24 protein-coding genes are annotated in these 25,570 nt (G+C 46.6%); 12 read left to right on the forward strand and 12 right to left on the reverse strand.

Annotated features, from left to right (window positions below; all coding sequences use genetic code 11):
• Positions 1 to 5: 5 nt before the first annotated feature.
• Genes THAL_RS07135 through THAL_RS07165 form a run of 7 tightly spaced genes read right to left on the reverse strand, consistent with a single transcriptional unit; the run spans position 6 to position 6,585 of the window.
• Complete coding sequence (locus THAL_RS07135; RefSeq protein WP_012992438.1) at positions 6 to 1,019, reverse strand: NHL repeat-containing protein; 1,014 nt, start codon at positions 1,017 to 1,019, stop codon at positions 6 to 8.
• Positions 1,001 to 1,807, reverse strand: a complete 807-nt coding sequence (locus THAL_RS07140) for a NifU family protein (protein WP_012992439.1) — start codon at positions 1,805 to 1,807, stop codon at positions 1,001 to 1,003. The genes THAL_RS07135 and THAL_RS07140 overlap by 19 nt, the downstream gene beginning before the upstream one ends.
• On the reverse strand, positions 1,788 to 2,954 hold the full coding sequence (locus tag THAL_RS07145; RefSeq protein WP_012992440.1) for a tetratricopeptide repeat protein: 1,167 nt from the start codon (positions 2,952 to 2,954) through the stop codon (positions 1,788 to 1,790). The genes THAL_RS07140 and THAL_RS07145 overlap by 20 nt, the downstream gene beginning before the upstream one ends.
• Complete coding sequence (locus tag THAL_RS07150; protein ID WP_012992441.1) at positions 2,954 to 3,172, reverse strand: AP2 domain-containing protein; 219 nt, start codon at positions 3,170 to 3,172, stop codon at positions 2,954 to 2,956. The genes THAL_RS07145 and THAL_RS07150 overlap by 1 nt, the downstream gene beginning before the upstream one ends.
• A gap of 12 nt (positions 3,173 to 3,184) precedes the next feature.
• Complete coding sequence (locus THAL_RS07155) at positions 3,185 to 3,946, reverse strand: hydrogenase maturation protease (protein WP_012992442.1); 762 nt, start codon at positions 3,944 to 3,946, stop codon at positions 3,185 to 3,187.
• Complete coding sequence (locus THAL_RS07160; RefSeq protein ID WP_012992443.1) at positions 3,943 to 5,577, reverse strand: nickel-dependent hydrogenase large subunit; 1,635 nt, start codon at positions 5,575 to 5,577, stop codon at positions 3,943 to 3,945. Before THAL_RS07160 ends, THAL_RS07155 begins: the two co-directional genes overlap by 4 nt.
• A gap of 36 nt (positions 5,578 to 5,613) precedes the next feature.
• Positions 5,614 to 6,585 carry an NADH-quinone oxidoreductase subunit B family protein gene (locus THAL_RS07165; protein WP_012992444.1) on the reverse strand — a complete coding sequence of 324 codons (972 nt, stop codon included), beginning with the start codon at positions 6,583 to 6,585 and terminating at the stop codon, positions 5,614 to 5,616.
• Between the two features lie 160 nt (positions 6,586 to 6,745).
• Here THAL_RS07165 and THAL_RS07170 point away from each other — a divergent pair, with 160 nt between their 5' ends.
• Genes THAL_RS07170 through hypF form a run of 6 tightly spaced genes read left to right on the forward strand, consistent with a single transcriptional unit; the run spans position 6,746 to position 12,758 of the window.
• Positions 6,746 to 7,177 carry a DUF1641 domain-containing protein gene (locus THAL_RS07170; RefSeq protein ID WP_012992445.1) on the forward strand — a complete coding sequence of 144 codons (432 nt, stop codon included), beginning with the start codon at positions 6,746 to 6,748 and terminating at the stop codon, positions 7,175 to 7,177.
• Positions 7,174 to 7,623 carry a hypothetical protein gene (locus THAL_RS07175; RefSeq protein ID WP_012992446.1) on the forward strand — a complete coding sequence of 150 codons (450 nt, stop codon included), beginning with the start codon at positions 7,174 to 7,176 and terminating at the stop codon, positions 7,621 to 7,623. The genes THAL_RS07170 and THAL_RS07175 overlap by 4 nt, the downstream gene beginning before the upstream one ends.
• Positions 7,624 to 7,645: 22 nt before the next feature.
• Entirely contained in the window at positions 7,646 to 8,365 is a 720-nt protein-coding gene (hypB, locus tag THAL_RS07180) for a hydrogenase nickel incorporation protein HypB (protein WP_012992447.1), read from the forward strand.
• A complete protein-coding gene (locus tag THAL_RS07185) occupies positions 8,362 to 9,216 on the forward strand; it encodes an NADH-quinone oxidoreductase subunit B family protein (protein WP_012992448.1) in 855 nt (284 codons plus the stop codon). Before hypB ends, THAL_RS07185 begins: the two co-directional genes overlap by 4 nt.
• Positions 9,206 to 10,519 carry a nickel-dependent hydrogenase large subunit gene (locus tag THAL_RS07190; protein WP_012992449.1) on the forward strand — a complete coding sequence of 438 codons (1,314 nt, stop codon included), beginning with the start codon at positions 9,206 to 9,208 and terminating at the stop codon, positions 10,517 to 10,519. Before THAL_RS07185 ends, THAL_RS07190 begins: the two co-directional genes overlap by 11 nt.
• Positions 10,491 to 12,758, forward strand: coding sequence for a carbamoyltransferase HypF (gene hypF / locus THAL_RS07195; protein WP_012992450.1), 2,268 nt, complete (start codon positions 10,491 to 10,493; stop codon positions 12,756 to 12,758). The genes THAL_RS07190 and hypF overlap by 29 nt, the downstream gene beginning before the upstream one ends.
• Positions 12,759 to 13,048: 290 nt before the next feature.
• Here the strand turns inward: hypF and THAL_RS07200 are convergent, their stop codons facing one another.
• The 4 genes from THAL_RS07200 to THAL_RS07215 are packed head-to-tail and all read right to left on the reverse strand — an operon-like array spanning position 13,049 to position 17,767.
• Positions 13,049 to 14,728: a nickel-dependent hydrogenase large subunit gene (locus THAL_RS07200; protein WP_012992451.1), complete on the reverse strand. Its 1,680-nt coding sequence runs from the start codon at positions 14,726 to 14,728 to the stop codon at positions 13,049 to 13,051.
• Positions 14,725 to 16,032, reverse strand: coding sequence for a (Fe-S)-binding protein (locus tag THAL_RS07205; protein WP_012992452.1), 1,308 nt, complete (start codon positions 16,030 to 16,032; stop codon positions 14,725 to 14,727). The genes THAL_RS07200 and THAL_RS07205 overlap by 4 nt, the downstream gene beginning before the upstream one ends.
• Before the next feature lie 12 nt (positions 16,033 to 16,044).
• Complete coding sequence (locus tag THAL_RS07210) at positions 16,045 to 16,719, reverse strand: hypothetical protein (RefSeq protein WP_012992453.1); 675 nt, start codon at positions 16,717 to 16,719, stop codon at positions 16,045 to 16,047.
• Position 16,720: 1 nt separating this feature from the next.
• On the reverse strand, positions 16,721 to 17,767 hold the full coding sequence (locus THAL_RS07215) for a hydrogenase small subunit (protein WP_012992454.1): 1,047 nt from the start codon (positions 17,765 to 17,767) through the stop codon (positions 16,721 to 16,723).
• A gap of 125 nt (positions 17,768 to 17,892) precedes the next feature.
• Between THAL_RS07215 and THAL_RS07220 the strand changes: the two genes are divergently transcribed.
• From THAL_RS07220 to THAL_RS07245, 6 genes are read left to right on the forward strand one after another with little or no spacing between them, the layout of a single operon-like run.
• The gene (locus tag THAL_RS07220) at positions 17,893 to 19,713 is read left to right on the forward strand and encodes a proton-conducting transporter transmembrane domain-containing protein (RefSeq protein ID WP_012992455.1); all 1,821 of its coding nucleotides are present in this window, start codon (positions 17,893 to 17,895) and stop codon (positions 19,711 to 19,713) included.
• A gap of 1 nt (position 19,714) precedes the next feature.
• A complete protein-coding gene (locus THAL_RS07225) occupies positions 19,715 to 20,665 on the forward strand; it encodes a respiratory chain complex I subunit 1 family protein (RefSeq protein ID WP_012992456.1) in 951 nt (316 codons plus the stop codon).
• Between the two features lie 31 nt (positions 20,666 to 20,696).
• Positions 20,697 to 21,311: an NADH-quinone oxidoreductase subunit K gene (locus THAL_RS07230; protein WP_041434128.1), complete on the forward strand. Its 615-nt coding sequence runs from the start codon at positions 20,697 to 20,699 to the stop codon at positions 21,309 to 21,311.
• Entirely contained in the window at positions 21,308 to 22,735 is a 1,428-nt protein-coding gene (locus THAL_RS07235; RefSeq protein ID WP_012992458.1) for a proton-conducting transporter transmembrane domain-containing protein, read from the forward strand. The genes THAL_RS07230 and THAL_RS07235 overlap by 4 nt, the downstream gene beginning before the upstream one ends.
• Positions 22,725 to 24,227, forward strand: coding sequence for a hydrogenase large subunit (locus tag THAL_RS07240; protein WP_012992459.1), 1,503 nt, complete (start codon positions 22,725 to 22,727; stop codon positions 24,225 to 24,227). The genes THAL_RS07235 and THAL_RS07240 overlap by 11 nt, the downstream gene beginning before the upstream one ends.
• Positions 24,228 to 24,239: 12 nt before the next feature.
• Positions 24,240 to 24,731 carry an NADH-quinone oxidoreductase subunit B family protein gene (locus THAL_RS07245; RefSeq protein WP_012992460.1) on the forward strand — a complete coding sequence of 164 codons (492 nt, stop codon included), beginning with the start codon at positions 24,240 to 24,242 and terminating at the stop codon, positions 24,729 to 24,731.
• Here the strand turns inward: THAL_RS07245 and THAL_RS07250 are convergent.
• Positions 24,728 to 25,564, reverse strand: coding sequence for a phosphate-starvation-inducible PsiE family protein (locus tag THAL_RS07250; protein WP_012992461.1), 837 nt, complete (start codon positions 25,562 to 25,564; stop codon positions 24,728 to 24,730). The two genes, THAL_RS07245 and THAL_RS07250, sit on opposite strands and share 4 nt — an antisense overlap.
• Positions 25,565 to 25,570 lie beyond the last annotated feature (6 nt).

Raw genomic sequence — 25,570 nt, forward strand, 5'->3', positions numbered from 1 at the left:
AAATATCAATTATCTTCCTGTTGTCTCCATATGACCACCCTGTTGTTGCCGGTGTCGGCAATAAGCAGCAGATTCTCCCTCAGGTGAAGAGAGTAGGGCCAACAGAGAGTATCCGGAAGAACCGCCTCCCACCTGTTTTCACCACAAGAACATAGATCCCTTTGACCTAGTACGCCCACCGGTTCCGCCCTACTTAGGGGATCAACGTACACAAGTACCCGGTTGTTGGAGGTGTCAGCCACAGCCAGTATCTTACCGTAAGCGGATACACCGTAAGGAAGGTTCAGCAGTCTAGCACCACAACCTTCACCATCACCGAGAGAAGTGACAACTTCCCTTACACTTCCCGGCTTTTCGCTAAAGATAAAAACGTTGCTGATTCCGCTACCTGCATCAGCGATGGCACAGAAGTTGGTGCCAAAGGCCAAACTATGAGGCCACGCAAAACCTTCGTATACTTCGTCGGGTTTCCTTTCACCTGAGGGTAACCCCTCGTACATTAGGACCCTCCTGTTTCCGGTGTCACACACATAAAGCTTACCATCGTGGTAAGCTACTCCGAAGCACCAAAAGAAGACATTCCTGTCGGTATCGCGTAGAGATCTTTGCCCTAACACACTGTCAGGCTTGACAAAACTTCTCTCCGGTATCCTTTCCCACAGAAGTATACGGTGATTCCAAGCATCGGCCACCAGGAGATGGCCTTCCTCTGTTATCCATACTCCCGTGGGCATGAACATACCCCTCTCAGGATCACCTCCGGCGTTAGGAGAGTCTGAATAGAAGTTGGGTTGTCCGAGAACCACGTCCGCTCCCCTCCCCTCTTCCGGTAAACCAAACCAAATCAACACTCTGTGATTCCCTGTATCAGCTACTACCAGTGTAGACCCGTTATAGAACACGCCCCTTGGCCCGTAGAGGGTATACGGTGTGGCCTTTGCAGGAGGTACAGCGAGACCGAAAGGGGAAGAACCGCCTACAATTCTGTAGGGCTTCCAGCTCAATGTACCAGTATCCATACGTATCCATCCTCTACCTTGATGGGCACAGACTCCAGCTGTATGTACTTGGCCGTCAGGCATTCTCCAGATTCCACAACGTACTCAAAACCGTGCCACGGACATACAAGTCTCCCGTCTGGTGTAACTTGACCATCGTGCAGGGGTAACCCTTGATGGGCGCACGAGTTCCTGTAAGCACGAATGACCCCGTTGAAGGACACCACTACCACGTCAGTATCTCCGTGGGAAAATCTCCGGATACTTCCCTCCTGCAGATCTGCCAGAGGAAAGGCCCTCACATAGTTACCTTCTCCACCACCTGCGGAATGGACCTCCACGATCCTCTTTATGGTAGGTACGTAGGCCTGTATGGCTTCCAGTATAGTCTGTCTTAGGGTAAAGACGGACTGCGCACATCCTACACAGGCACCCTTTAAGCTTACTATCACAGTGTCATCCTTCACATCCACAAGCTCTACGTCCCCTCCATGAGATTGTATATAAGGTTTTACCATAGCTATGGCCCTTGCCACCTTGGTATGAGTGTCTTCACGCACGAGACCATGCTTGAGGAAAAGGGCGTAGACTTCAGGTTCCCGTACAGCCTTCAAGAGCAGTTCTTTACCTACAGAATCCTCCTTGAGGACTCTTATGAGTTTACGGAGGCCTAGGGCCGTTAGCTTCTGTAGGTTCTCCACCAACAGACCTACCACTTCTCTTTCCTCGTCGGGAAAGTTCTTCACTTTTTCCAAAAGTTCATCTATCTTTTTGGCGGTATCTTCAAACTCAGTCCACGTGTTTTCCATGGCCCTCCACCTGAGTCGTTCTTATCTCCTCCAGAAGCTCCAACACTCCCTCCGCCTCTTCTTTGAGCCCCAACTGACGGAATAACTGAAGAGCTTCGGTAAGCCTCTTCTTAGCTTCCTCAAACCTACCCAAATGGGCGAGGGCATTACCCATGTTGGCCAGAACTCGGGCTTTTCCTTCTGTATCCCCCAAACTCTCCTTACATCTTAGAACCTCTTCGTACAACTCTAAGGCTTTCAGTAAGTTCTTCAAGGGGTTTGCCGTCGGAAGGTAAACGAGGGCGTTGGCGTAGTTCATGGTGACACTGGACCACTCCTTAGGAAACTCCTCTTTGGTAAAAACCTTCAGAGCATTTCTCAAACATTGGATGCCGTAAGCTAGCCTCATCTGGTCCTCGAGATCCGTAGCCTGTACGGACAGATAGGTTAAACCCATGTTGTTGTTGATCAGGGCGTACATGTAGGGATTTCTCTCATGGGTAAAGTATGTGAGAGCCTCCGAAAAGTGAAATACGGCCCTCCTTATATCTCCCAAGGAGGAGTAGAAGTTACCGAGATTAAAGTGGATCTCGGCCTTTAATTGCTCTGCGCCAGTCTGTTGCAACTCTTCAAATAACTTCTCGAGGGCTGCGATGATACCGTAATTCAAGCCTCTGTGTTCCGCCATAAGTCTCAATCTCTCCAGCTGTAGTCTTGCCTCAAACAGAGGGGATATACCTCTTACCAACGCTTGAGCTTCTGAGTAGAGCTGAAGAGCATCGTCCACCAGTCCGGAAGAAGCTAACTTTACCGCCTTTCTGTAAAGGAGAAGAGCGTCCAAGTCTCCTCTTTCCAGCAAACTTTCCGAGCCCTTCAGTAAGGAGTCCAAAAGGGGATCTCCCGTCTCCTTAACTTCACCCGTTATCAGACAACGGATGTATTCCCTAACCGGCCCTTCTTCCACTAACGTCAGTCTCTCCAAAGCTTCTTGGAAATTACCTGAGACCAGACTCTCCAAGTAGGACCACGCTGGTGGTAGATGGTTAAGGTGGAGTTTTAGAACATCCTCTATGTATTCTTCCCATCTATCTACGTAAGGTACCACAACACTGTCCAGAGGGTAGGGTAGCAGACCTACTGTTTGGGGATACACCATTCTCCAGTTCATTAACAACATCCTCCCAAACCGTCATTGGGATAGGGGAGATCTCGGTTGGCACACCTCTTTATATAGCTGGCCGCTCTCTCGGCCTTTTCTTGTGTAAAGTACCTGCCTACCTCGTACCTGACCGTTTCATCGGGGAAAAGGACCTCTATGTAAACTACCCACTGACCATCATCTTTTTCTACAAAGGTTTCTGCCAACAAAGCTTTGTTGGGGAACATGGCTAACACCTCCTATATTAAAGACACCACAAGTGCTCCCTCCTCTTCACTCCACTGGGCCACCTTAGACCCGTACTGTATTCCCGCAGGTAGAAGCTCGTAGATCAACACAGCTCTATCGCCCTTCCTGTTTATACGTTTAAGAATAAGGCCACCTTGCCTGTCGTTGGGAAGAGGAACAAGGAGAAACTCAAGGCCTCGCGGAAGTACAAGTACACTCATGCTCCGTACAAAATACTTTTCTGCCACCTCGGCGGGAATCACCAGGTAACCATCCTCCCTCAAAACGACCCTATAAACCTCCCCTGTGGTCAACTGGAACTTTTCTATAAGGTGCTGTGCAAGATTTTCCATGGCACGTTTCACTTCTTCCGATAGATCTTCACCTAATTGGAAGTTTTTCCCCTCTATAAGATACACAGTTATCCGCTTTGGTCTTTTTTCAGGTGGCATCATCTCCTTTGCTAAGGCAAGAGCATGAAACCATTTTATGGAGTGAAGATTAGCTTCCCTCAGATCGGGTAGCTCCTCTACTTCCTCTGCGGGCACACAGTATATGCTGCCGGCCTCTGAACCAGTATAACAGGCATCTACCAAAATGACCTCCTCGGCACCTTCCATGTGAAAAATAACATCCAGTCCGGACGTACCACCATCCACCAACTTTACGCCAGGTGGCACACCTTTCTCCCACATGTACCTAATAAGACGGGGCCCCACCCCGTCATCTCCACGGAGTGGGTTACCGCAACCAACTAGCACCAGTCTTTTCATTTTGTACCACCAAGTTTGAATCTGGCCAGTTCCTTTCTGCTCTTCCTATCGTAAACGTGTACCGTGCATACCAGACACGAGTCAAAGCTTCTAGCCACGTGGGCTACCTCTATGGGATCTTCAGGGTTTTTCACAGGAGAACCTACGATAGCCTTCTCTATGGGACCCATCTGTCCCTTGGAGTCTCTGGGACCTATGTTCCAGGCCGTTGGTGTTACTATTTGATAATTCTTTATCTTCCCGTTCTCCAGGACTATCCAGTCCATGAGAGCACCTCTAGCTGCCTCTGTACCTCCGAACCCCTTCGCATCTGGGAGTTCTTTAGGTTTGTTGTAGAACCTATCATCTTTGAAATCTACTTTACCCAGCCATTGCTTCGCCCACTTGTAATACTTGACAGCTTCGTGCATACGAGCGAGGACCCTCACCATCACGCTAGGACCTATCTTGTTCACTATGTTCCTGAAAAGAGGGTCTATGGCATGTTCCACGCAGCCCGCCGCAGTACAGGTGTGTTTTGCCTCTTCATAGCCAGCAACTACCTGTCTGGCCAGAGGTCCAGCCTCGCATGGAACTGGCTGTCCGTTGATGAGATACCTAGGTGACTTGGCCCAAGAGTACTTACCCTGCTTCTTGGCTACTTCTGGATCTACCGGGATGGTCTCCTCATCCCACGGATGCAACATCCATGAGCCTTCAAAGTAGGAGTGGGTCACATCCTCTCTTACGTTAAGGTGATCAAAGGGATAGTACTTGCCGTTGTAAACAACACCAGAAGGTGCCAGGAGAGCTTTATTCCTGTCCTCTATGGTGGAAACAGGATAAAACTGAGGATCTACGTAACTACCACATGCTATGAAGTTCCCGACTCCCGCGCCGTACTTGTCCAACCCGTTTTCTAGACAGAACCTTATGAAGAGGCCGCAGTCGGAGTTTCTGTGGCTCTCACTCTCCTCCAACCAGTTGAGTATATCGTCCCATGTTTTATTTTCCAACCATCTGTCTACGGAACAACCGAGCCACACTTTTTCCAACCACTCAGTTCTATACCTTTCCAGAAGTGCGTGCGCTCTAGTAATGTGATCCAGTTGAGGCGCACACATCACACCTCCAGGTACCATGAAACTGGAGTGAGGCCATTGACCACCGAACATGGCGTATATCTTGACAGGTAGTGCCGATATCTCCAGACCTATCTTGTAAGATGTACCTACGAAAGGAGCCCAGCGTTTTACTACCTCGTCGTAGAGTTTACTCTTGGCATAATTCTTGTTAACAAAATCTATGGCAAATATGGCGTAGTACCAACGGGGTACGGATTGAAGCGTTTCGCATACCTGCGCTATGTTCCTTATCCACCATGCATTAGGTGGGACTTGAGTGTGCCATGCTGTATCCAAAGCCTGACATGCTTTATAGAGGTGGCTTCCTCCACATATGCCACACACCCTCGGAGTGACTATGAGACCTGCCAGGGGATCCTTACCCCGCAGTATGATCTCGAACCCTCTGAACATAACAGCTTCTACCTGTACGTCCACCACGTGCCCGTCTTCCACGAACACGTCGGCTCTCACATCACCCTCAAGCCTGGCAAGAGGGTCTATAACTAGATGTTGCTTTGTAGCCATGGCTTTACCTCCTAAAAGTTTTTTTAACCACATTCTTTACACCACAAACATATCTTCAGTTGCCCACTTAGGTGCAGCTATACGTGCGGTGACAGCATGGAGCATGTAGGTAAACTTGTCCGCCTCGTACACCGTCTCCTTAGGTATAACACCGGCCACTTTCTGGGTCTTGAAGATGGTACCCGGGGCAAGATCGAACCAGGGGAAAGCAAACTCAGTACAACCGATACAGGGATGTCCAGATCTCTGTTTGGAGCTAACACCGTTCCAAAGGATTCTGTTACAGGGAGCGTGTGTCAACGGACCTCTACAACCGAGTTCGTAAAAGAGACATCCCTTCCTCGTACCCTGTCCAAACTCCTCAGCTGCGATCTTCCATTCATGAAACTGAACTCTAGTACAGCCGGTTTGGGAGAAGGTCTTGAAAAAGGTCAGAGGTCTGTGGTATTCATCGAGCTGTATGTCCTCAGCTCTACCTACCGCTAAAGCAACTAGTACTTGCGTTATCCAGTCATAGTGAGCCGGACATCCCGGTATGTTGATAACGGGAAGACCACCACGTGACACAAAGTTCTCTCCTAAGAAACCACCCTTCTTGGTTTTATGAAACTGGAGTCCAGTAGATTCAGTAGGGTTTGGAGGAACGGCTGGGATATTTCCTTGGCAAGCACAGTTTCCTACAGCCACCACATACTTGGCTACATGTGCCAGATCGTACACCCAGTCCTTCATGGGCCTGCCGGCAAACATGTTGTACCTACCGGTACCATTCGGACCTAGAATCACGGTTCCTTCAAAGACGAATATGTCGAGAGGTATCTTCTCTGCCAGTATGTCCCTCAGAAGAGCCTGTACCTGATTACCCATCTCCAATCCGGCGGAAGGGTGCCACAGGATCTCTATCCCGAAATCTGTCACCAAGTCGCACACGGATGGGTACTCGGCGTTTAGAAAGGACATGGTGTTACCGTTACATGCACCTCCGTGCAGCCACAGCAAGGTAGCCATAGCTAAACCTCCTTCTGAAAGATTTTTCGTTCATCAAATTACCCTCTATACACCCCTTTGTCCATTCAATTTTCTTATGGTGACTATAAGAAGATCTTATAGTTAGCGAACGAACATTCGTTATATTTTGTAATCATATCCCTTAAAGGAGGTGTGTGCTATGAGTCACCATGTGCCCGATATACTGAAGGAAACGGACCAGAGCGAGCAACTTGTCCAGCTCATGGAGAAGCTGGAGGTGGTGAACTTTTTCTTGGCCACCTTAGAGGACTTCATGAAGAGGACGCCCTTCATACTGGAATCCCTCAGTGAAGAGGTTATAAGGTTCAGAGAGAGGTTCAGAGAATCGGAGGACGGTGTGAGACGCTCTATAGAACTTCTCTCAAAACTCTACGAACTTATGGAAAGGGAAGACGTAGCAAGGCTCCTCACTTCAGTTTTCGAAGCTTACACGGAGGTAAAGGAAAATAACTACAGAACCAGCATCACGGGTGTTGTGAGGGCTATGACCGATGAGGATATACAGAGAGCACTGGCTTTTCTACTGCTGACCCTCAAGAAAATGGGACAAGCACTGGGAGGAAGACGATGACCTACGTCTTTCTCAGAAGGAGTGAGGATGAACTGGTAGAAAACTACTTTAGGGAACCTGCCAACATAAGACACCTTGTCACACTGCTGAACGGAATGGATGCCCTAGCTTATCTGGCAGAGATACTCCATGAATACGTCAACATGAAGGAAGATCTCAAACGCAACATTTACTCTGAAAACGGTGTACGAAAGGCATCTGTACGTGAGGGGGCACAGAAACTGGACTTCCTTTTGCAGGAGCTACTAGGTACACTGGAGATAGGAAGGCTCAAAGATCTTGCCCTAGCCAATCACAGAGCTTACCTAAGGGCAAAGAGGGAAAAACCCAAAGTAGGACCTCTTAAGCTCTTTAACGAACTGAGAGGTAACGAAAAGCTCCAGCTGGCCATTGGCTTTGTCCTATTGCTCCTTCAAGAAATAGCTGACACGTTGGGAGAAGCCTAAATTAACTTAAGAGGAGGTTGCCATGTGTAAGGAATGTGGATGCAGTGTCAACACCCACCACCATCATCATGACGCAAAGAGTCTTGAGGTGGTAGAAAAGATCCTTTCCTCCAACGATAGGCAGGCGGAGAGTAACAGGAGGCATTTTGAGGAGCACGGAATTTTGGCCGTAAACCTGATGAGCTCACCGGGTGCGGGCAAGACCACGCTTCTGGAGAAAACGGCCGAACTGCTAGGTAACGAGCTTAAAATAGGGGTTATAGAAGGTGATTTAGAAACCACAAGGGATGCGGACAGGTTGAAGGCAAAGGGCGTACCAGCGTACCAGATAACCACAGGTAGCGCGTGCCATTTGGATGCTTTTATGGTACATGAAGGTATACACCACTTACCTCTTGAAGATCTGGATATAGTGTTTGTGGAAAACGTGGGAAACCTTGTTTGTCCTGCCGTGTATAACCTGGGAACTCACATAAACGTCGTTCTGCTGTCGGTGGTAGAGGGGGACGATAAACCGGAGAAGTATCCGGTTATGTTCAGGGCTGCAGATCTCATGATAATCTCCAAGATAGATCTTCTCCCTTATGTAGACTTCGATGTAGGTAGAGCTGTAAGTTCTGCCAGAAAAATAAAACCTGGCATTGATGTTATAAAACTCTCCACCAAAACGGGTGAGGGCCTCAACGAATGGATAGACTACCTGCGGTTTAAGGTGAAGCTGTACAAAGGTACAGCAGTATGAAGGTTGTATGGCTACAAAGACTTACCTGCTGTGGCAACACCCACTCCTTTCTCAATTATCCCTATATGGAAACTCTCCTGGAAAGGGTGGAGTTCCTCTTCCACCCTTCCTTCTCCTTAGAGGGTGAGGAGGAAAAGATCACCTCTCTCTTGGAAAAGGATGTAGAAATAGACCTTCTCATCGTGGAAGGTGCCGTGATGGAGGAAGACAGATCCCTGTTAGAACTGGCAAACAGAGCAAGGTGGGTCATGGCGGTGGGTAACTGTGCCGTTTATGGGAACATACCTGCCATAAACAACTCTCACGTGAGTGGTTTATCTTTCAGATTTACAGAAAAAGGTGGACCCCTTAAGGACTTTGTATCCAAGGGTGGACTTCCTGTCATAAACATCTCCGGTTGTCCAGCTCATCCTGAGTGGATATGTGGTACCATGCTGATGTTGGCAGAAGGTGTTGTTCCATCCCTGGATGAATGGAACAGACCAAAGGCGTACTACTCTGACCTTACTCACTGGGGCTGTGTCCGTAACGAGTACTTTGAATGGAAAGTAGAACCTAGCTGGCTAGGTTCACCCAAAGGATGTCTGTTCTACAAGTTTGGGTGTAGGGGACCCATGACCCATTCTACCTGTAACAGGATTTTATGGAACGGTGTAAGTTCTAAAACGAGGGCAGGAACACCGTGTTTTGGGTGTACAGAGTACAACTTTCCAAAAGTTGGGCTTTGGGAAACTAAAACCCTTGCTGGAATACCTGCCGAACTACCCATAGGTGTCTCTAAGAGAGGGTACATAATGCTGGCAGGAGTAGCCAAGATGTTTGCACCTGAAAGACTGAAGGATGATAGTTAGAAGAAGTGTTCTCTCAAGAGTGGAGGGTACCGCCCAGCTAATCTTAGAGTGGAAAGAAGGGCGTATAACGGACGCAAAGATAAGCATTCCTTCAGCACGGGGTATAGAGAGGGTCCTCATCGGTAGACCCATCATGGACGCTTTGGTGATCAATCCACGGGTGTGTGGGATATGTGGTCATGCACATCTCATGGCTACTGTTAGGGCAATAGAGGCTATTATACCAAAACTGAAGGTACCCGAAAAAGCCCAACTCCTCAGGGACATAACCCTGTCCTTGGAAATACTACAGAATCACATAAAGTGGTTCTATCTCTTTGTACTGCCCGACTTTACAGTTTTCTTCCCTCAACTCTCCCCACAGCTGGAACCTTTCAAAGGTAGCCGATGGAGATCCGCTGTAACCCAGGCAAGCCTCATAGGTAGAGGAATAGCCCTCCTTTCTGGACAGTATCCTCACAACTCTTACGCCGTCCCTGGAGGTATAACCTCCTGCCCGGGGGAAGGGGACATAGTGCAGGTCCTTCAGGTACTTAGAAGCACAAAAGATTTTTTCCTCAGAAACGTTGTAGGAATGGAAGAAGAGGATTTTTTGAAGATACGGCAGTCGGGAGATTGGGAGATGCTAAGAGGTGACGTAGGGATGTTTATACAGCTGTGTGGGGATCTCGGTATGATGTCAACAGGCGTATCTTATGGTACCTTCTTTACGGGGGGTGAGATATTCCCCTGCATAAAACCGGGACACCACACAGGGAAGAAGAAGGTGTGCTTCGTAAATCTATCTAAAATTACAGTAAGGTCCTCGTTTCCTTATTCTTCCGCCAGCTACGTAAGGTACAACGGTACTCCCTACGAAACAGGACCGCTGGCTCGTCAGCTGATAAACTCTAACCCTTTTGTTAAGAGGATGTATCAGAAATACGGGGGAAGTTATCTCGTTAGAGTGCTGGCAAGAGTTTTGGAAATATGGGAGATAATAACGATCCTTGAGCAGAAACTGAAAAGACTTCTGGAGGTGTCTCATGAGAGGTCCTGCGTACCTCAAGAAACGGCCCACCTCTCCGGTGAAGGATGGGGTGTGGTAGAAGCTGCAAGGGGTACCCTCATACACAGACTGGTGGCCGATAGGGGAACCATAGTGGGATATCAGATCATCACACCCTCCCAGTGGAACTTGGGACCGAGGTGCGACAGGTTCTTAGGTGTTGCTGAAAGAGCCCTGTTGGGGTTAGATAACCCAGTGAAAGCAGAGATGGTGTTGAGGAGCTTCGATGTATGCTCAGTATGCACAACCCATTAGACTGAGAGTACACCTAAATGGGACCGTGCAGGGGGTGGGCTTCAGACCCTTTGTGTTCAAACTAGCCAAAAGTCTTAACCTAAAGGGTTTTGTGATAAACGACTCATCAGGTGTAACTATAGAGGTAGAAGGTGACAGGTCCTCTTTGGATGAGTTTCTCATCAGACTTCACACCGAAAAGCCAGCACTGGCTCATATCTACTCCCAGGAGGTGGAGTATCTGGAACCGGTTGGATACGAGGACTTTGAGATAAGAGAAAGTCAGGAAGAGGGGAAAAAGGAGGTCCTCATTCTTCCTGATATAGCGACGTGTGATCAATGCCTGGAGGAAGTTTTCGACAGGAACAACAGAAGGTTTATGTATCCTTTTACTAACTGCACCAACTGTGGACCACGGTTCACCATCATAGAGCGCTTGCCTTACGACAGACCTAACACCAGTATGCGTGTCTTCAGCATGTGTCCAGACTGTCTGCGAGAGTACGAGGACCCCAATGACAGACGTTTTCACGCACAACCCAACGCATGTCCACACTGTGGTCCTTACGTGAGCCTCTACGATTGCTCAGGGAGGCTTTTGGCAACCCATCAAGAGGCATTGGAACTAACGGTAAAGGCACTTATGGACGGTAGAATAGTAGCGGTAAAGGGAATAGGAGGTTTCCACCTTATGTGTAGTGCCGTCAACGAAGAGACGGTACGTACCCTCAGGGAAAGGAAGAGAAGACAGGAGAAACCTTTTGCCGTTATGTTCAGAGACATTCATCAGGTTTTACTCTACGCCGAACCTGATCCCTTAGAGATAGCCCTTCTACTGTCACCACAGAGACCCATAGTCTTGGTAAAGGGAAAAGGTGGTCTTGCCCCTTCGGTGGCACCAGGCTTGAAGAAAATAGGCGCTTTTCTCCCTTACTCACCCCTTCATCATATCCTCTTGTCTTCTTTAAACGTTCCTGTTATAGCCACATCAGGTAACATGTCCGACGAGCCTATAGTTAAGGATAACCACGAAGCTCTCTGTAAACTTTCCCACTTTGCTGATCTGATCCTATTACACAACAGGGATATCGTCAGGAGATGTGATGATTCGGTGATCAAGGTGGTGGGTGGTGTACCTTTACCCATCAGACGTTCCAGAGGTTACGCTCCTTTACCTATAACGTTGCCTAAAAGACTCAACAAGAAGGTTCTTGCGGTGGGTGGCATGTTGAAGAACACCTTTGCCCTCGCATGGGACGATAAAGTGATAATGAGCCAGCACGTTGGTGATGTGGAGAACTATGAGACCTTGAAAAACTTTGAGGATATGGTAAAGGACTTGATGCGTCTCTACGAGTTTGTACCCGAGGTGGTGGTATGTGATCTTCATCCGCGATACGAAACAACCCGTTGGGCTCACGAGTTTTCCACTACTAATGGAATACCCCTGGTAAAAGTACAGCACCACTACGCCCATATCCTCTCCTGTATGGCTGAGAATGGTATCACGGAACCAGTACTGGGAATAGCGTGGGATGGTACAGGTTACGGTGATGATAACACTCTGTGGGGAGGAGAGTTTTTACTGTGTAGGTACGGCTCTTACAAAAGAGTGTTTCACTTCAGGCAGTTCAGGCTTTTGGGAGGTGAAAAAGCTGTGAAGGAACCGGCCCGTGTCGCCCTCGCCATACTACTGGATGTGCTGGGAGAGGAGGTGTTAAACAGAGATCTTCCCACCGTAAGATACTTTGACTCCAAGAGTTTGGAGAAGCTGTACATAATGTATAAGAGGGGTATAAACTCACCCTTCTCCTCCTCTGCGGGAAGATTGCTGGACGCTGTTTCATCTCTTTTGAACTTAAGACATAGGGTAAGCTACGAGGGGCAGGCGGCCATGATGCTGGAAGACATGTACGATCCTCTTGTGAAGGATCACTACCCATACATTCTGGAGAACGGCCTCATAGACTGGAGACCCATCTTCTTGGCATTACTGGAAGACAGGAGTGGAAAGGGACCCTCACGGTTCATAAACACTTTGGCCCATATCTGCAAAGATGTAGCCCAGACAGTAGGGCTGGAAAGGGTCTGCCTTTCGGGTGGTGTTATGCAGAACGATCCTCTGGTAAGCAGGATAAAAGAACTCCTTACGGAGGAAGGATTTAAAGTCTTCACTCACCAAAAAGTACCTGCAGGGGATGGAGGACTGTGTCTGGGTCAGGTAGCGTCACTGTTGGAACCGTTTCCTATACAGCTGTGAACTACCCCGCATCAAAGATGCGGAGCTTCGTGGTGGGTCTGGACACTTAACGTGTCCCTTACCACCACGGGCGGGTTCACACCGCCCCTACTCCTGCCTATACCGCCATATAGCGGTTTAGCGGAGCTACTTTTAACTCTTCTACTTCACCTATACCCCACCTTAAAGCCGTTGAACTCTCCTACCCAGGAGAGCGATGGGGTATTAGCTATACATTAAATTAATTCAGTAATGTTTTTGTGTCAACCCTTTCGGGGCTGGCTGTATCCCCGCATCACGGATACGGGGTTTTAGCCCGCAAGTTTTTCTATAAAATGCACAGCACAGGCAAGACACGGATCAAAGGAGTGTATAGTTCTCAAAATCTCCAAGGGTTCCTCCGGATTGTGAACCGTATGACCAACGATAGCCGCTTCGTAAGCGGAAGGTTGCCCCTTCTCATCACGAGGGCTACCGTTCCACGTGGTTGGAACCACCGCCTGGTAATTGGCTATCTTACCCTCCTTTATGTGGATCCAGTGAGATAAGGATCCTCTTGGAGCTTCCATTATACCGACACCCTTTGCTTCTTTCGGCCATGTAGATGGATCCCATCTTCCTTCTTCAAATACCTTTGTATCACCGCGCTTTATATTATCTACTAACTGCTTCAACCACGTTTCCATGCTGCTTGCGTAGAGTTCTGTTTCTATACCCCTCGCCAACGTCCTGCCCATCGTTGAGAACATAGCCTTCTCCGGCAGATCAAGTTTGCCTAGTATTTCCTTTACCCTCTCACCTATCCCGTACATATCCCTGGCCATGAGTATAAGCACCCGTGCCAGCGGTCCCACCTCAACGGAGTAGCCCTTATAGCGTGGAGCCTTCAACCATGAGTACTTACCATCTACGTTCAACAGATCGTAAGGCGGTTTTGGGCCAGTGTACTTGAGGTTCGTCTCACCTTCCCAAGGATGCAAGGAACTGTTATCACCAGATGTGTAGGTATACCAGCTATGAGCGATACTTTCCTTTATCTCCATTATATCCACATCTTCGACATCCTTAAGATTCCTGCCCCTTACGAAACCCGGTGGTATGAACCATACGTTATCCCTGTGAATATCCCACATAGGTTCCCCCATAACCAAGAAGTTACCCAACCCTTCACCTATGAAGAACCAATCCCTGTAGTATTTGGCCAGCAAAAGTAGATCTGGCAGATAAACTTCTTCAACGAAGCTCTGCATTTCCTTTACTAGACTAGCCACCCTGTTTAGTTTTTCCATATTGATGGCACTATCACTGTCAGGATTAATGGGTGAAGGCATACCACCTACCACAAAGTTAGGGTGTGGATTTTTACCGCCGAAGATGGTGTGAACCTGTACTATCTTGGTCTGCCAGTTGAGGGCATCCAGATAATGGGCTATGAGAAGAAGGTTCACCTCGGGGGGAAGTTTGTACTGGGGATGGTCCCAGTATCCCCTAGAAAAGATCCCCAACTGTTTCCTCTCAACCTGTTGTTTTAACTTCTTTTGCACCTCCGCAAAGTAAGCAGGACTAGCTTTCTCATAACTGGAAATGCTCTTCGCCAGCTGTGATGTAGTCTGTGGATCAGCCTTTAACGCCTCTACGGGATTAACCCAGTCAAGGGAGTGGAGATGGTAGAAGTGTACCACATGGTCGTGAACAAATAGGGTGCCTATCATAAGCTTTCTGATGAGAGAAGCGTTCTGTGGTATCTTCCACTGTAAAGCATCCTCCACAGCCCTGACAGATGCAATGGCATGCACCGTGGTACAAACACCACATATCCTCTGTGCCAGTGCCCATGCTTCACGTGGATCTCTTCCCCTCAGTATTATCTCTATACCCCTTACCATAGTTCCAGAGCTGTAGGCCTTTTGTACAACACCGTCTTTTATCTCCGCTTCTATCCTAAGATGGCCCTCTATTCTGGTCACAGGATCTATCACCAATCTCTTCATGATTCACCTCCTTCTAAAGCGTCGGCTACTAGTTCTACAATACTTATGAACTTGTAATCTCTGTTAAATTCTTGCGCACTCTTGTTAAGGGCAAGCATACAGTTAGCACAGTAACAGGCTACGTTTTTCACTCCCGTCTTATCAAAGAGTTCAGCCTTGGTTAGGAATGCCTTCTGTCTGTGATAATCTGCATCACGCACAACGACAACGCCACCGCCTCCCCCACAACATATGTTCTTCTCTGGCATGTCTACGGAGTCAACGAAATTCTCTGCCAGAAGCTTTAGAATGTATCGTGGTTCTTTCAGAACCCCTCCCCTTCTTCCTATCTGACACGAGTCATGTAGAGTAATTCTATCTACCACCTTCTTCTTTATGTGCAACCTACCCTCCTCCAGCATGAGGTATATGAACTCCACTATATTGAGCACCTTCAGGTCCCATTCCGAAGGGAACAGGTTGGGGGCTACAAACCTCATGGATTGATAAGCATGTCCACATTCTGGTGCAATAATCGTCTTAACCTCAAGCTCCTTAGCTCCGCGTAGTACCCTCCTCAGCAGCTCCTTACTTACCTCTCTATCCTGAAGAAATAGGCCAAAGTTGGTGGCCTCGTGTGCCACTGTGGATACTGTCCAGTTTATTCCGGCGTGATGAAACACCTTTGCAGCAGCTGCTACCGAAGAGGGGAATTTCATAAGCTCGATAGAAGAAGGGATGTAGAGCCATTCAGCCTTTTGGTCCACCGGAATCTCCACCTCCCATTCCTCACTTATAAACTCTATTCTCTGAAGAAACGTGGTTACATCCACACCGAGGGGACTTCCTTTCTCCAAGGCCGTGTTGGTAGCATCCACAAGATCTTTAGGTGCCATACCCACTGATGTCAAAGCCCCTCTCACTATACCTACGAGCCTTGGTGTATCTATACCCATAGGGCACACCTTTGTACACCTGTCACACATAGTGCAGGTATAAAAAGCGAGCTTAACCTGCTCTTTCAACTCCTTCTCATCTATCTTTACGCCCATTCCAAGAGTCTTCTTGATCCTTCCCCAAAGAGTGAAGTTCTCTTTGTATATCTCCCTGAGAAGATCGGCTTTGTATGCTGGTGTTAGTGTCGGGTCTATTTTACCGGATATATTCTCTCCCATATAGAAGAGGCAGGCTTCAGCACACAACCCACATCTCACGCACGACTCAAGATATGCAGCAACTTCGGCGTTTATAGAAGCGACACAGAATTCATAGAACAACCTCGCCTCTCTTTCACCTATCTCTTCTGTTTTCTCTACCTTCATCATGTCACAACCTCCTCAAAAGGAAACTCCCCTCTTGCCTACATTTCTTCCGTAAAAGAAAACGGACATAAAGTAATAGACAAAATGAGAGAGCCTACTGAAGGGGATGTAAAGGATCAGTACACAGGCAGACAGCATGTGAACGTTCAGCATCCAGAGGTAATACGCTCCTCCTGCCCACCGTGTAGCCAGAAGGCCTGAGAAGAGAACCAACCCTATAAGAAAGTTAGCAAGATATTCATCTTTTCCTGTTAAAAGCCTTAAGACAGGATTGAAGATACGGTGAACCGTGAGAGCGAAGAGAGAACCCAATGCCGAGTAAGCGAGTATGTCGGCAACTACCTGTGGTAGGTAAGGAGGCTCAAAACCCAGTATATCCCCCCAAAGGAAGGCATGTTGTGGAACAAAGAATGTGAGTCCCAAAAAGCCTAAGTGAAATAGGAATCCACCTACGTACTGTATACCTCTATGCGCGAACACCTCCAAAAAGAATCGCCATGCCTGGGAAGGCTTCAGAAGAACCTTCTCTATCGCCTTCAGTATAGGTTTACCCTTTGGAGGTGCGTAATCAGGTGGCAGGCCAAGGAAAAGTACTCTGAAGAATCTGTAGGCTATCCCAATAAAAAACGCATAGACAGAAAGCTTCAGTAAATGCCCCCTGATGAGATCATAAAGCAGTATATCCGTCATCTCACTTACCTCCCTTCTTCGCTTGCTTCTTATTCATATAGGCTACTCCTGCACCTACCAGCGTTCCTACAGCAAGAGCCCCCAGCATTCCTTTAGGTCCAAAACCATCTGGCATTGCGGAAAGGGGTTTGTAGATGAAACCTCTGTCCCAGAAGTTGGGTTCCGAACAGCCAAAACATGGATGTCCCGACTGTATCGGGAAGCTAAGTCCCCCGTTCCACCTTATGGTGGCACAAGCATTCCTCGTTATAGGCCCCTTACATCCAACCTTGTAAAGACAGTATCCCTTCCTTGCTCCATCATCATCCAAACCGCTGGCAAACTTCCCTGCACTGTAAAAGGATCTCCTGTAGCATCTATCGTGTATCGTCTGTCCGTAGAAAACTTTAGGTCTACCCATACTGTCCAGCTCTGGCAGGCGCTCAAAAGCTATGAGATGTACCAGAGTCGCCACGAGAACGTCCCCTATAGGAGGACAGCCTGGTAGATGGACAACGGTTTTCCCCTCCACCAAATCGGAGATGGGAACCGCCCCAGTAGGGTTAGGATATGCGGCAGGGATACCACCCCAACAGGCACAGCTACCAACAGCTACAATCCACTTTGCACCATCAATAGCCTCACGTAAAAGGTGATGGTTCGCCTTTCCACCTACAGTACAGTAGACTCCATCTTCAGCTGGTGTTAGGGCACCTTCCACTATAAGTATGTATCGGCCACGGTATTTTTTTATAGCATCTTCCTTCGCTTGTTCTGCGTAAATACCGGAAGGCACCATGAGCGTTTCGTGATACTCCAGGGATATGAAATCGAGAAGAACGTCAGAGGGCATCACCGATGTGGACCTTATGAAGGATTCAGAACAACCTGCGCAGTCCTGAAACTCCAACCAGATCACCACGGGTTTCTCCCTAAGTTCCAACGCACGACCAAAGGACATCAACAGATTTGCTGGTAACGCAAGGAGGGAAGCTGTTACTGACACAAAACTCAAAAACTCCCTTCTCGAATAGCCCCTTCTACGAAAGAGATCCCACACGGTCTCCATATCTACCTCCTATGAATGAGCTTTCATTATATAAATATATACCGAATATGATATAAGTCAAGGTACTCAGTCTGTATGATAAGTATCATGTTGACTTAAATCAGAAAAGAGTTATACTGAAACACGTGAGTGGTAACTTCCACCTTTATCTACCACTTCTTGCCTCCCTGTTGGGTGTACTCCTGTACCCCATACTGCCCCTGAGAGTTAATACACCCTTTTGGACCGTACAGTTTGACGTAGATTCTCTGTCTCTGTATTACTCTATCATAGTTACCTGTGTTTCTCTGTGTGTTTCTGTTTATACAGTTAAATACGGAGAAGAGTACAAAAAGAAAGTTTACATCTTTCCTATCACTTCCCTATTCATACTGTCCATGCTCCTTACAATTTTTAGTTACAACTCACTCACGTTTCTCTTCTTCTGGGAACTTATGTCTCTTTTCTCTTTCATCTTAGTAATCGCGGAAGAAAACGTAAAGGTAGAACGGGCAGGCTTCCTTTATTTCTTTATGACACATATAGGAACAGCATTCATATTGATCTCCTTCATGCTTTTGTACTTCAAAAGTGGTTCTTTTGATTTTTATTATTACAGAGGGAAAGCTGATTCACTCATACTCACCTTAGCACTGCTGGGATTTTCTATAAAAGCTGGCCTTTTCCCCTTTCACGTTTGGTTACCACACGCCCATCCCGTAGCACCTTCACATGTATCGGCCCTTATGTCAGCCGTTATGCTGAAGGTAGCGGTATACGGCATGCTCCGATTTATACTTGAGTTCGCTCACGAACAGCATGTTTTCCTTGCCCTCCTCTTCGTGATATGTGGTGGTGTATCTGCCATATACGGATCTCTGTACATGTTAGGTGAACGCGACATCAAAAAGATGTTAGCATACTCAAGTATTGAGAACATAGGCCTTATAGGCGTGGCCATAGGTATTGCTCAATGGGCCCTCAAAGGTAACCACACCGCCGTATTCCAGTATGCGATGACTTTCATCTTACTGCACTCTCTGATGCATGCCCTTATAAAGAGTGGCCTCTTTATGGGTGCGGGTTTACTGCTCAAATATACCCACGAAAGATGCCTGGACAGGATGGGGGGACTATCTAAATCTAGCCCCTCTCTGTTTCTTTTAATGTTGCTGTATTCAGCATCCATATCTGCCCTTCCCCTTTCGGGAATATTCTTAAGTGAGCTTTTTCTGTACAAGACCTTGATAGATAGTGTAGCCACAAAAGAGAATATGAGTTTTCTTTTAACCCTCCTCGTGCCCGTGGTAGCCATATCAGGAGTATTTGTGGTCTTCAGTTCTGTGAAGTTTTTAGGACTGGTGTTTCTGGGAAAAAATAGGGGAGCAGGTATGCGTGTAAAACCTTCTTCTCTGGAAGTGGTGAGTTTAGCCATACCAGTGGTTCTCTCCTTAGCAATAGGCTTAGATCCGTTTGTTTACTACAATCTCTTAAGTAAGTTGTTTGCTCTTACCGTTGGACCCTTAGATTACAGACCTGTTGAGCTGATACCTCTCTCGGTGTTCACTGTATTCGTTCTTTACATACTCTCAAAAGGTGCGGGCGAAAGGACTTACGAAACATGGCTTTGTGGATTGGAAGAGGAAAACCCAAAAGCCCAGGCTACAGTACTTTCTCTTACATACAGTACCAGGCGCGTGTTCTCCATGTTCTTTCGTACGCTTTCTGAGATCAGTTTTGAGGAGGATGTCAAGAAATATTTCAGAAAAAGATTGAAGTTCAGAGAAGAAAGTGAGGATCTTGTTGAGGCAACAGTTTATGAACCTTTAGGTAGATTTGTCTTGAGAACTGCAGACAGTATTAGAACTGTATTACAGAGCGGTAATTTAAACCATTACATAGCCTTTATTTTCCTCACACTTGTATTGAATATTTTACTGTTCATGTTCTTGTTGGGGGTAAAGTAAGATGGAAACTGTAGCATCTTTATTACAGTTTCTTATACTGATTCTGATAGCTCCTCTCTTTGCCGGATTTATCCACAAAATCAAGCAAAATTTACGTGCTCAGAGGAGTATCGGGATTTTTCAATTTTACGTAAATTTGTACAAGCTTTTGAGGAAGGAGAAAGTCCTATCGAAGGATTCATCTCATGTATCACGTATAACACCTTTGGCATACGTTATCCCCTACGTACTTGTACTGGCTATGTTACCTACCTTCTACCAACATACCCTTCTACAAGGTAGTGCCAACATAGTACTCTTTATTTATCTACTCACCTTATCAACCTTCTCCATGACGCTGTTTGCCTTAGATCAGGCGAGCCCCTTTGGCGCTTTAGGTGCAAGTAGAGAATGGTTTCTCAGCAGCTTGGCAGAACCTACACTTTTAACGATCTTTGTCTCCCTATCCCTGTACACAGGTTCATGGAACATAACGGACATCTTTTTATACCTTAGCAGGGAAGCAGCCAACGTTATTCGCGGTAGCATAGGTGTTGCTTCTGTGGGTATACCCTTCTTACTCATACTGACTTTATTCATACTCACTCTTGCGGAGAATGCCCGTATCCCCTTCGATAACCCCGAAACACACCTTGAGTTAACCATGATACACGAGGCTAACATACTGGAAGCTTCTGGAAGTCATCTGGCTATGTTTGAACTAGGTAGTTACCTGAAGCTAACTGTCTTCCTATCGCTCTTATCTCTCTTACTTTTTCCTTATGTTGCAGATGGCATATCCGAAATGTTCTTTGCACTGTTATTTTATCTAACAAAGATGTTTTTTATATCCATCACTGTAGCTTTCGTAGAAGTTATCAACCCTAAAATGAGATTGTTTAGAATACCAAACGTGCTTGCACTCGCCTTTGTTTTGTCTTTAACGGCTTTGATCCTCGCGTTGGAGGTATAAAATTGGAGGCTTTAGGGAATTTTTTGCTTTAATGGTGCTCGTGACAGCCATAATGAATGTAGCATCACCGTTCCTTGAATTTGCTGTAAGACTTAATGTGTTACAGTCATGGATGCTGGCATTTTACATACTCACAGCAGCCGTATATTTGCATACTCCCCACCTTTACATGTCTTTTCTTGCAACCCTCTTCTTCAAGGGTCTTCTGGCTCCATATCTGTTGATGAAAACTCTTAGGAGATTGGGGGAAGAGAGGGAAATGGATATGTTCCTGAGTATACCTGCAGCCACTGTATTCTCCGGGCTTCTGGTGGTGATAGCAGCGATGCTGTCAGCTAAACTTTTAAACTTCCAATCTATATTTGGGAAGTTTGCCCTTGTAAGTTCCATCTCCACTTTTCTCATAGGCGCTATGCTTATAGTTGTAAGGAAGATACTGTTATCTCAGATACTCGGCCTCCTTATAATGGAAAACGCTATTTTTTTAGCTGCCAACAGTGTAACAAAGGGTATGCCTCTTATTGTGGAACTGGGAGTACTCTTTGACATACTCGTAAGCGTCCTAATAACATCACTACTTCTCTTACGTATTAAAAGAAGTTTTGAAGAAATAAAGATCGATAGGTTGGAGGCACTCAAAGAATGAACATCCTGTTTTTAATACTTCCCATAACCGGTATGATACTCTCCTTAATGGTAGGTACTATAGGCATGACATACGTTCAACTATTGCTGTCCCTTTCTGTGCTGCTGCTAGCTATCTATGTTCTGTACGCAGGCTCTTACGGAACATTTGCTTACAGCCTACTTCTTGTTGATCCTCTAAATCTTCTACTACTCGTAACTGTGTCTATACTGGAGTTCTTCATAGCCTTATACGCCTTCTGGTACGTGAGGAAAGAGATAAACCAAGGCATATCAAAGAAAAAATTCAGGAGTTACTACTTCTGGAAAAATGCCTTCATTTTCAGCATGATGTTATCTGTACTTTCCAACAACATAGGCTTATACTGGGTAGGTTTAGAAGCTACGACTCTTACCACGGCTTTTTTAATATCCTTTTATCGCAACAAAGAATCCTACGAAGCCGCTTGGAAGTACGTGATCATGTGCTCCATAGGTATAACCATAGGACTGTTTTCTATAGTAGTGCTGTACTTTTCCAGTTCAAGTATATACGGGTACAGCCTGAAGGCCCTATCCTTCAGTGACCTTCTGAACATGGCATCATTTCTACAAAAGGAGACACTCTTCTTATCCTTCATCCTGGCCTTAGTGGGCTTTGGGACTAAGGTTGGTTTTGTTCCAATGCACAGTTGGTTACCTGATGCCCACTCTCAAGCACCGAGTCCTATAAGTGCGCTGTTGTCTGGAGTTTTACTGAACACGGCTCTATTGGGTGTGTTGAGATTCTATCAACTGGGTGTAAAGGCTGGTATCACCCACGTGAGATACTTTCTACTTCTGTTCGGACTAATAACTCTTGTGTCTGCAGGTTTTCTCATGCTGAGACAACGGGAGTACAAGAGGCTCTTTGCGTACTCCTCTATGGAAAACATGGGTCTGATAACTGCTGGATTGGCTGCCGGTGGATACGGTGTTATGGGAGCAGCTCTTCATATCCTTTTCCATGCTCTGAGTAAGGGAGTCCTCTTTATGCTGGCAGGGAACCTTCTACTGTATTTCCATACAAGGAGAACTGATCAGATTAATGGACTGTTCTTCAGAGCAAGGAAGACAGCTTTCTTACTGATATTTGCTACTGCCAGCATCGTGGGGTTACCTCCTTTTGCTACGTTCATAAGTAAGTTTTATATACTCCTTGGGCTCTTCAATGCGAGTCTTGCGGGAGGATTAATCAGTTTGTTTGGAATAGGATTAGCTGTGGCTGCCTTTTTGAACCAATCTCTCACTATGTCACTCTCCAAAGACGAGGATCTGAAGCCTATAGAGGAGGAAAGAGGGCTTTTCTTGGTTCCGTTGATGATTCTTTTCCTCCTTGTGATGTTTAGCTTTGGTATGCCTTACGCATTTTCCCATCTCGTAGGGAGGTTGATGCATGAAGTTTGAGACAATAAGACATGAGGTGACGGATGAGAACTTAGCAAAAGAGGTTAGCAGTATACTCAATGCAGGTGGATACTTATTGGCTGTTGTAGGAAGTGATGAAAGAGAACTAAGGGGTAAGTTCTGCATAAGATACTTTTTCTTTACGGAACAGAGAAAGTTGAGAGTTCTAGAGTTGCTGTGTGAAGAAAGCTTTCCATCTATAACCCCATTATGTCCTGCTGCGAAGCTTTATGAGAGAGAAATAAAGGACATGTTTGGACTAGAGCCCGTTGGACATCCAGACCCAAGACCTCTCATGCTTCATCCAGAAAACTGGCCTCCACACCTTCACCCTTTGAGAAAGGACTTTGATGGAAGAAAACCTGCCATGGAGAAGTACGGCACCTACAGATATAAAGATGTGGAAGGTGTTGGTATAAACCAGATATTGGTAGGTCCCATACACGCCGGTATTATAGAACCGGGACACTTCCGCTTCTCTTTACAAGGTGAGGCCATTCTACAGCTTGAGATAAGGCACTTCTGGAAGCATAGGGGTGTGGAGAAAGTCGCGGAAGGGAAAGACATAGAAGAAACCCTCAGGCTTGTTCAGAGAATCTCAGGAGACAACGCTGTAAACATAGGTATAGCTTATCTTGAAGCTGTTGAAAAGCTCGTAGGGGTGGATCCCCACTCAAGAGTCAAGTATCTGAGAGTAATAGTAGCGGAGCTGGAAAGAGTGTGGAATCACGTTAGGGATCTCGGTTGGCTCTTTATGGATATTGGTGCCACCTTCGTAGCATATAACCTCTTTTCGCTTCAGGAAAAGCTGCTGAGATTTAACAAGGCCTTAACGCGACACAGATTCATGTTTGACATACTAAGGGTGGGTGATGTAAAAGTTTCCATAGATTCCACTATAGCTGAGGAAATTAAGAGAATACTAAAGGAAGTAAAGAAGGAGGTGGAGGAGATAGATACCTTTGTGGACAAAACCCCCTCCGTTAAAGATAGATGGGAGACTACCGGTAGGATTTTTAGGAAAACAGCACTGGAACTCGCTCTGTGCGGTGTATGCGCAAGAGCTTCAGGGGTCCCTCGAGATACACGCTTAGAACTACCGTATCTTGCTTACCGGGACGTTGGTGTTAACATCTGTACCCATGAGGATGGGGACGTCATGGCACGGGCCAAGGTAAGAATAGACGAGGTACATGAGTCTATAAGGTTGGTGGAGACACTCCTCGATAACTTACCTGCGTACCAGGGTTCAAACACAACTTTCCAGATAAAGCCCTACGAGTGGAGTGTAGGAATGGCGGAAACACCGCGAGGAAACGCCTTTTTCTTCGTGATGCTTGACGAAGAAGGTAAGATTTACAGGATGAAGTACGTTGATCCTTCTTTCAGAAACTGGCCAGCTATACAGTACGCTGTTCTCGGAGATATCATAGCAGATTTTCCTCTCGTTAACAAAAGCATGAACTTATCCTATGCGGGAAATGATTTATGATGGGGGTGTGTCATGTTTTACTTTTTCAAGAAGGTTCTTAAAAGAAAGAGAAGAGAACTTGTCCTGAAGAACGCGGAGGGTATAGCTGGATTAGGTAAAAGTTTGTATGTAAGACACGTTGATTCTGGCTCATGTAACGCGTGCGAAGTAGAAGTTGCTGCGTTAGGAAACCCACACTACAGTATAGAGAGTTTCGGTATCAGGTTCGTAGCCTCACCCAAACATGCAGATGTACTTCTTGTTACCGGATGCGTTACGCGTAACATGCTCACTGCTCTAAAAAAGGCTTACGACAACACACCTTCTCCTAAATGGGTTATAACGGTAGGTGATTGCACTGAAAGCTGCCCCTTTTTTAAAGACTCGTACAGTGTAGAGGGTCCTGTGTCTAAACATATTCCTGTACACCTGCATGTGCCTGGTTGCCCGCCTGAACCTTCGGAGATAATAAGCGGGTTCATCAGGCTTATGAATCTTATACAAAGGGAAAAAGTCAACTTTTAAACCTTTTCCTCCACCCTGTGTATGAGCCAGTAGACTAGGCCCAAGGACACTATCACACCTGCTAGACTCAGAAGCTCGTACATCTTCTCGGGAGTAAGGGACACTATGAGAACCTTCCTTATGAGAGCGGCTAAGGCAACACCTACAAACACCTTGAGGCTTATGATCCCGCTCTTTACGTGTTTGACCTCATGGGCCAACAGTTCCGATATGGCATAGAGGATGAGTATAGAACCCAGTATGCTGAGTCCTCCCTTCTCTAAGGGAAGACGACCCAGCAACACCAAGAGAAACTCGTAGGAGATCCAAGATATGAGGAACACCCCCACTATGAAGAGGGAAATGACTATGAAAAGATCTAAGATCCATAACCCCCTCTGAATGTTATCTAGGAGAAGGCGCCTGTGGCGCGGTACTTCCTCCTTTTGAGATAAGAGCATGATGCTTAGACTGAGGTCCAGTGTCTTCTCCACGGACCTAAAGAGGCTATCTCGCTGGTGGGAGTATCCTAGCTGTGCGGTAAGTTTGTCCAAAAGGAACTCCCTCACACTACTCAGAAGAACCTGCAAGTGGTGTAGGGTACAACCCGCTTTGAGATGTTCCTGAAGCATGTTGTGTATCTTCCTTACGTATCTCTCATCATGAGGTCCTGAGAAGGTAGCTATGAGCCACTCCCTTATACTCTGAAAGCATCTCTCGTCATGTTCATCCTTTCGGATACTTTCCAAAAATTCCTCCACCCAGGAGGGAACTAAGTGGCTCAAACTTCTCAGATTCTCCTCATCTTCCGCTGTCCAACGATAGCTTGTCTTCAACTCTTCAAAACTGACCATCGCACT

The organism is Thermocrinis albus DSM 14484, from assembly GCF_000025605.1.
GTDB classification, from domain to species: domain Bacteria; phylum Aquificota; class Aquificia; order Aquificales; family Aquificaceae; genus Thermocrinis; species Thermocrinis albus.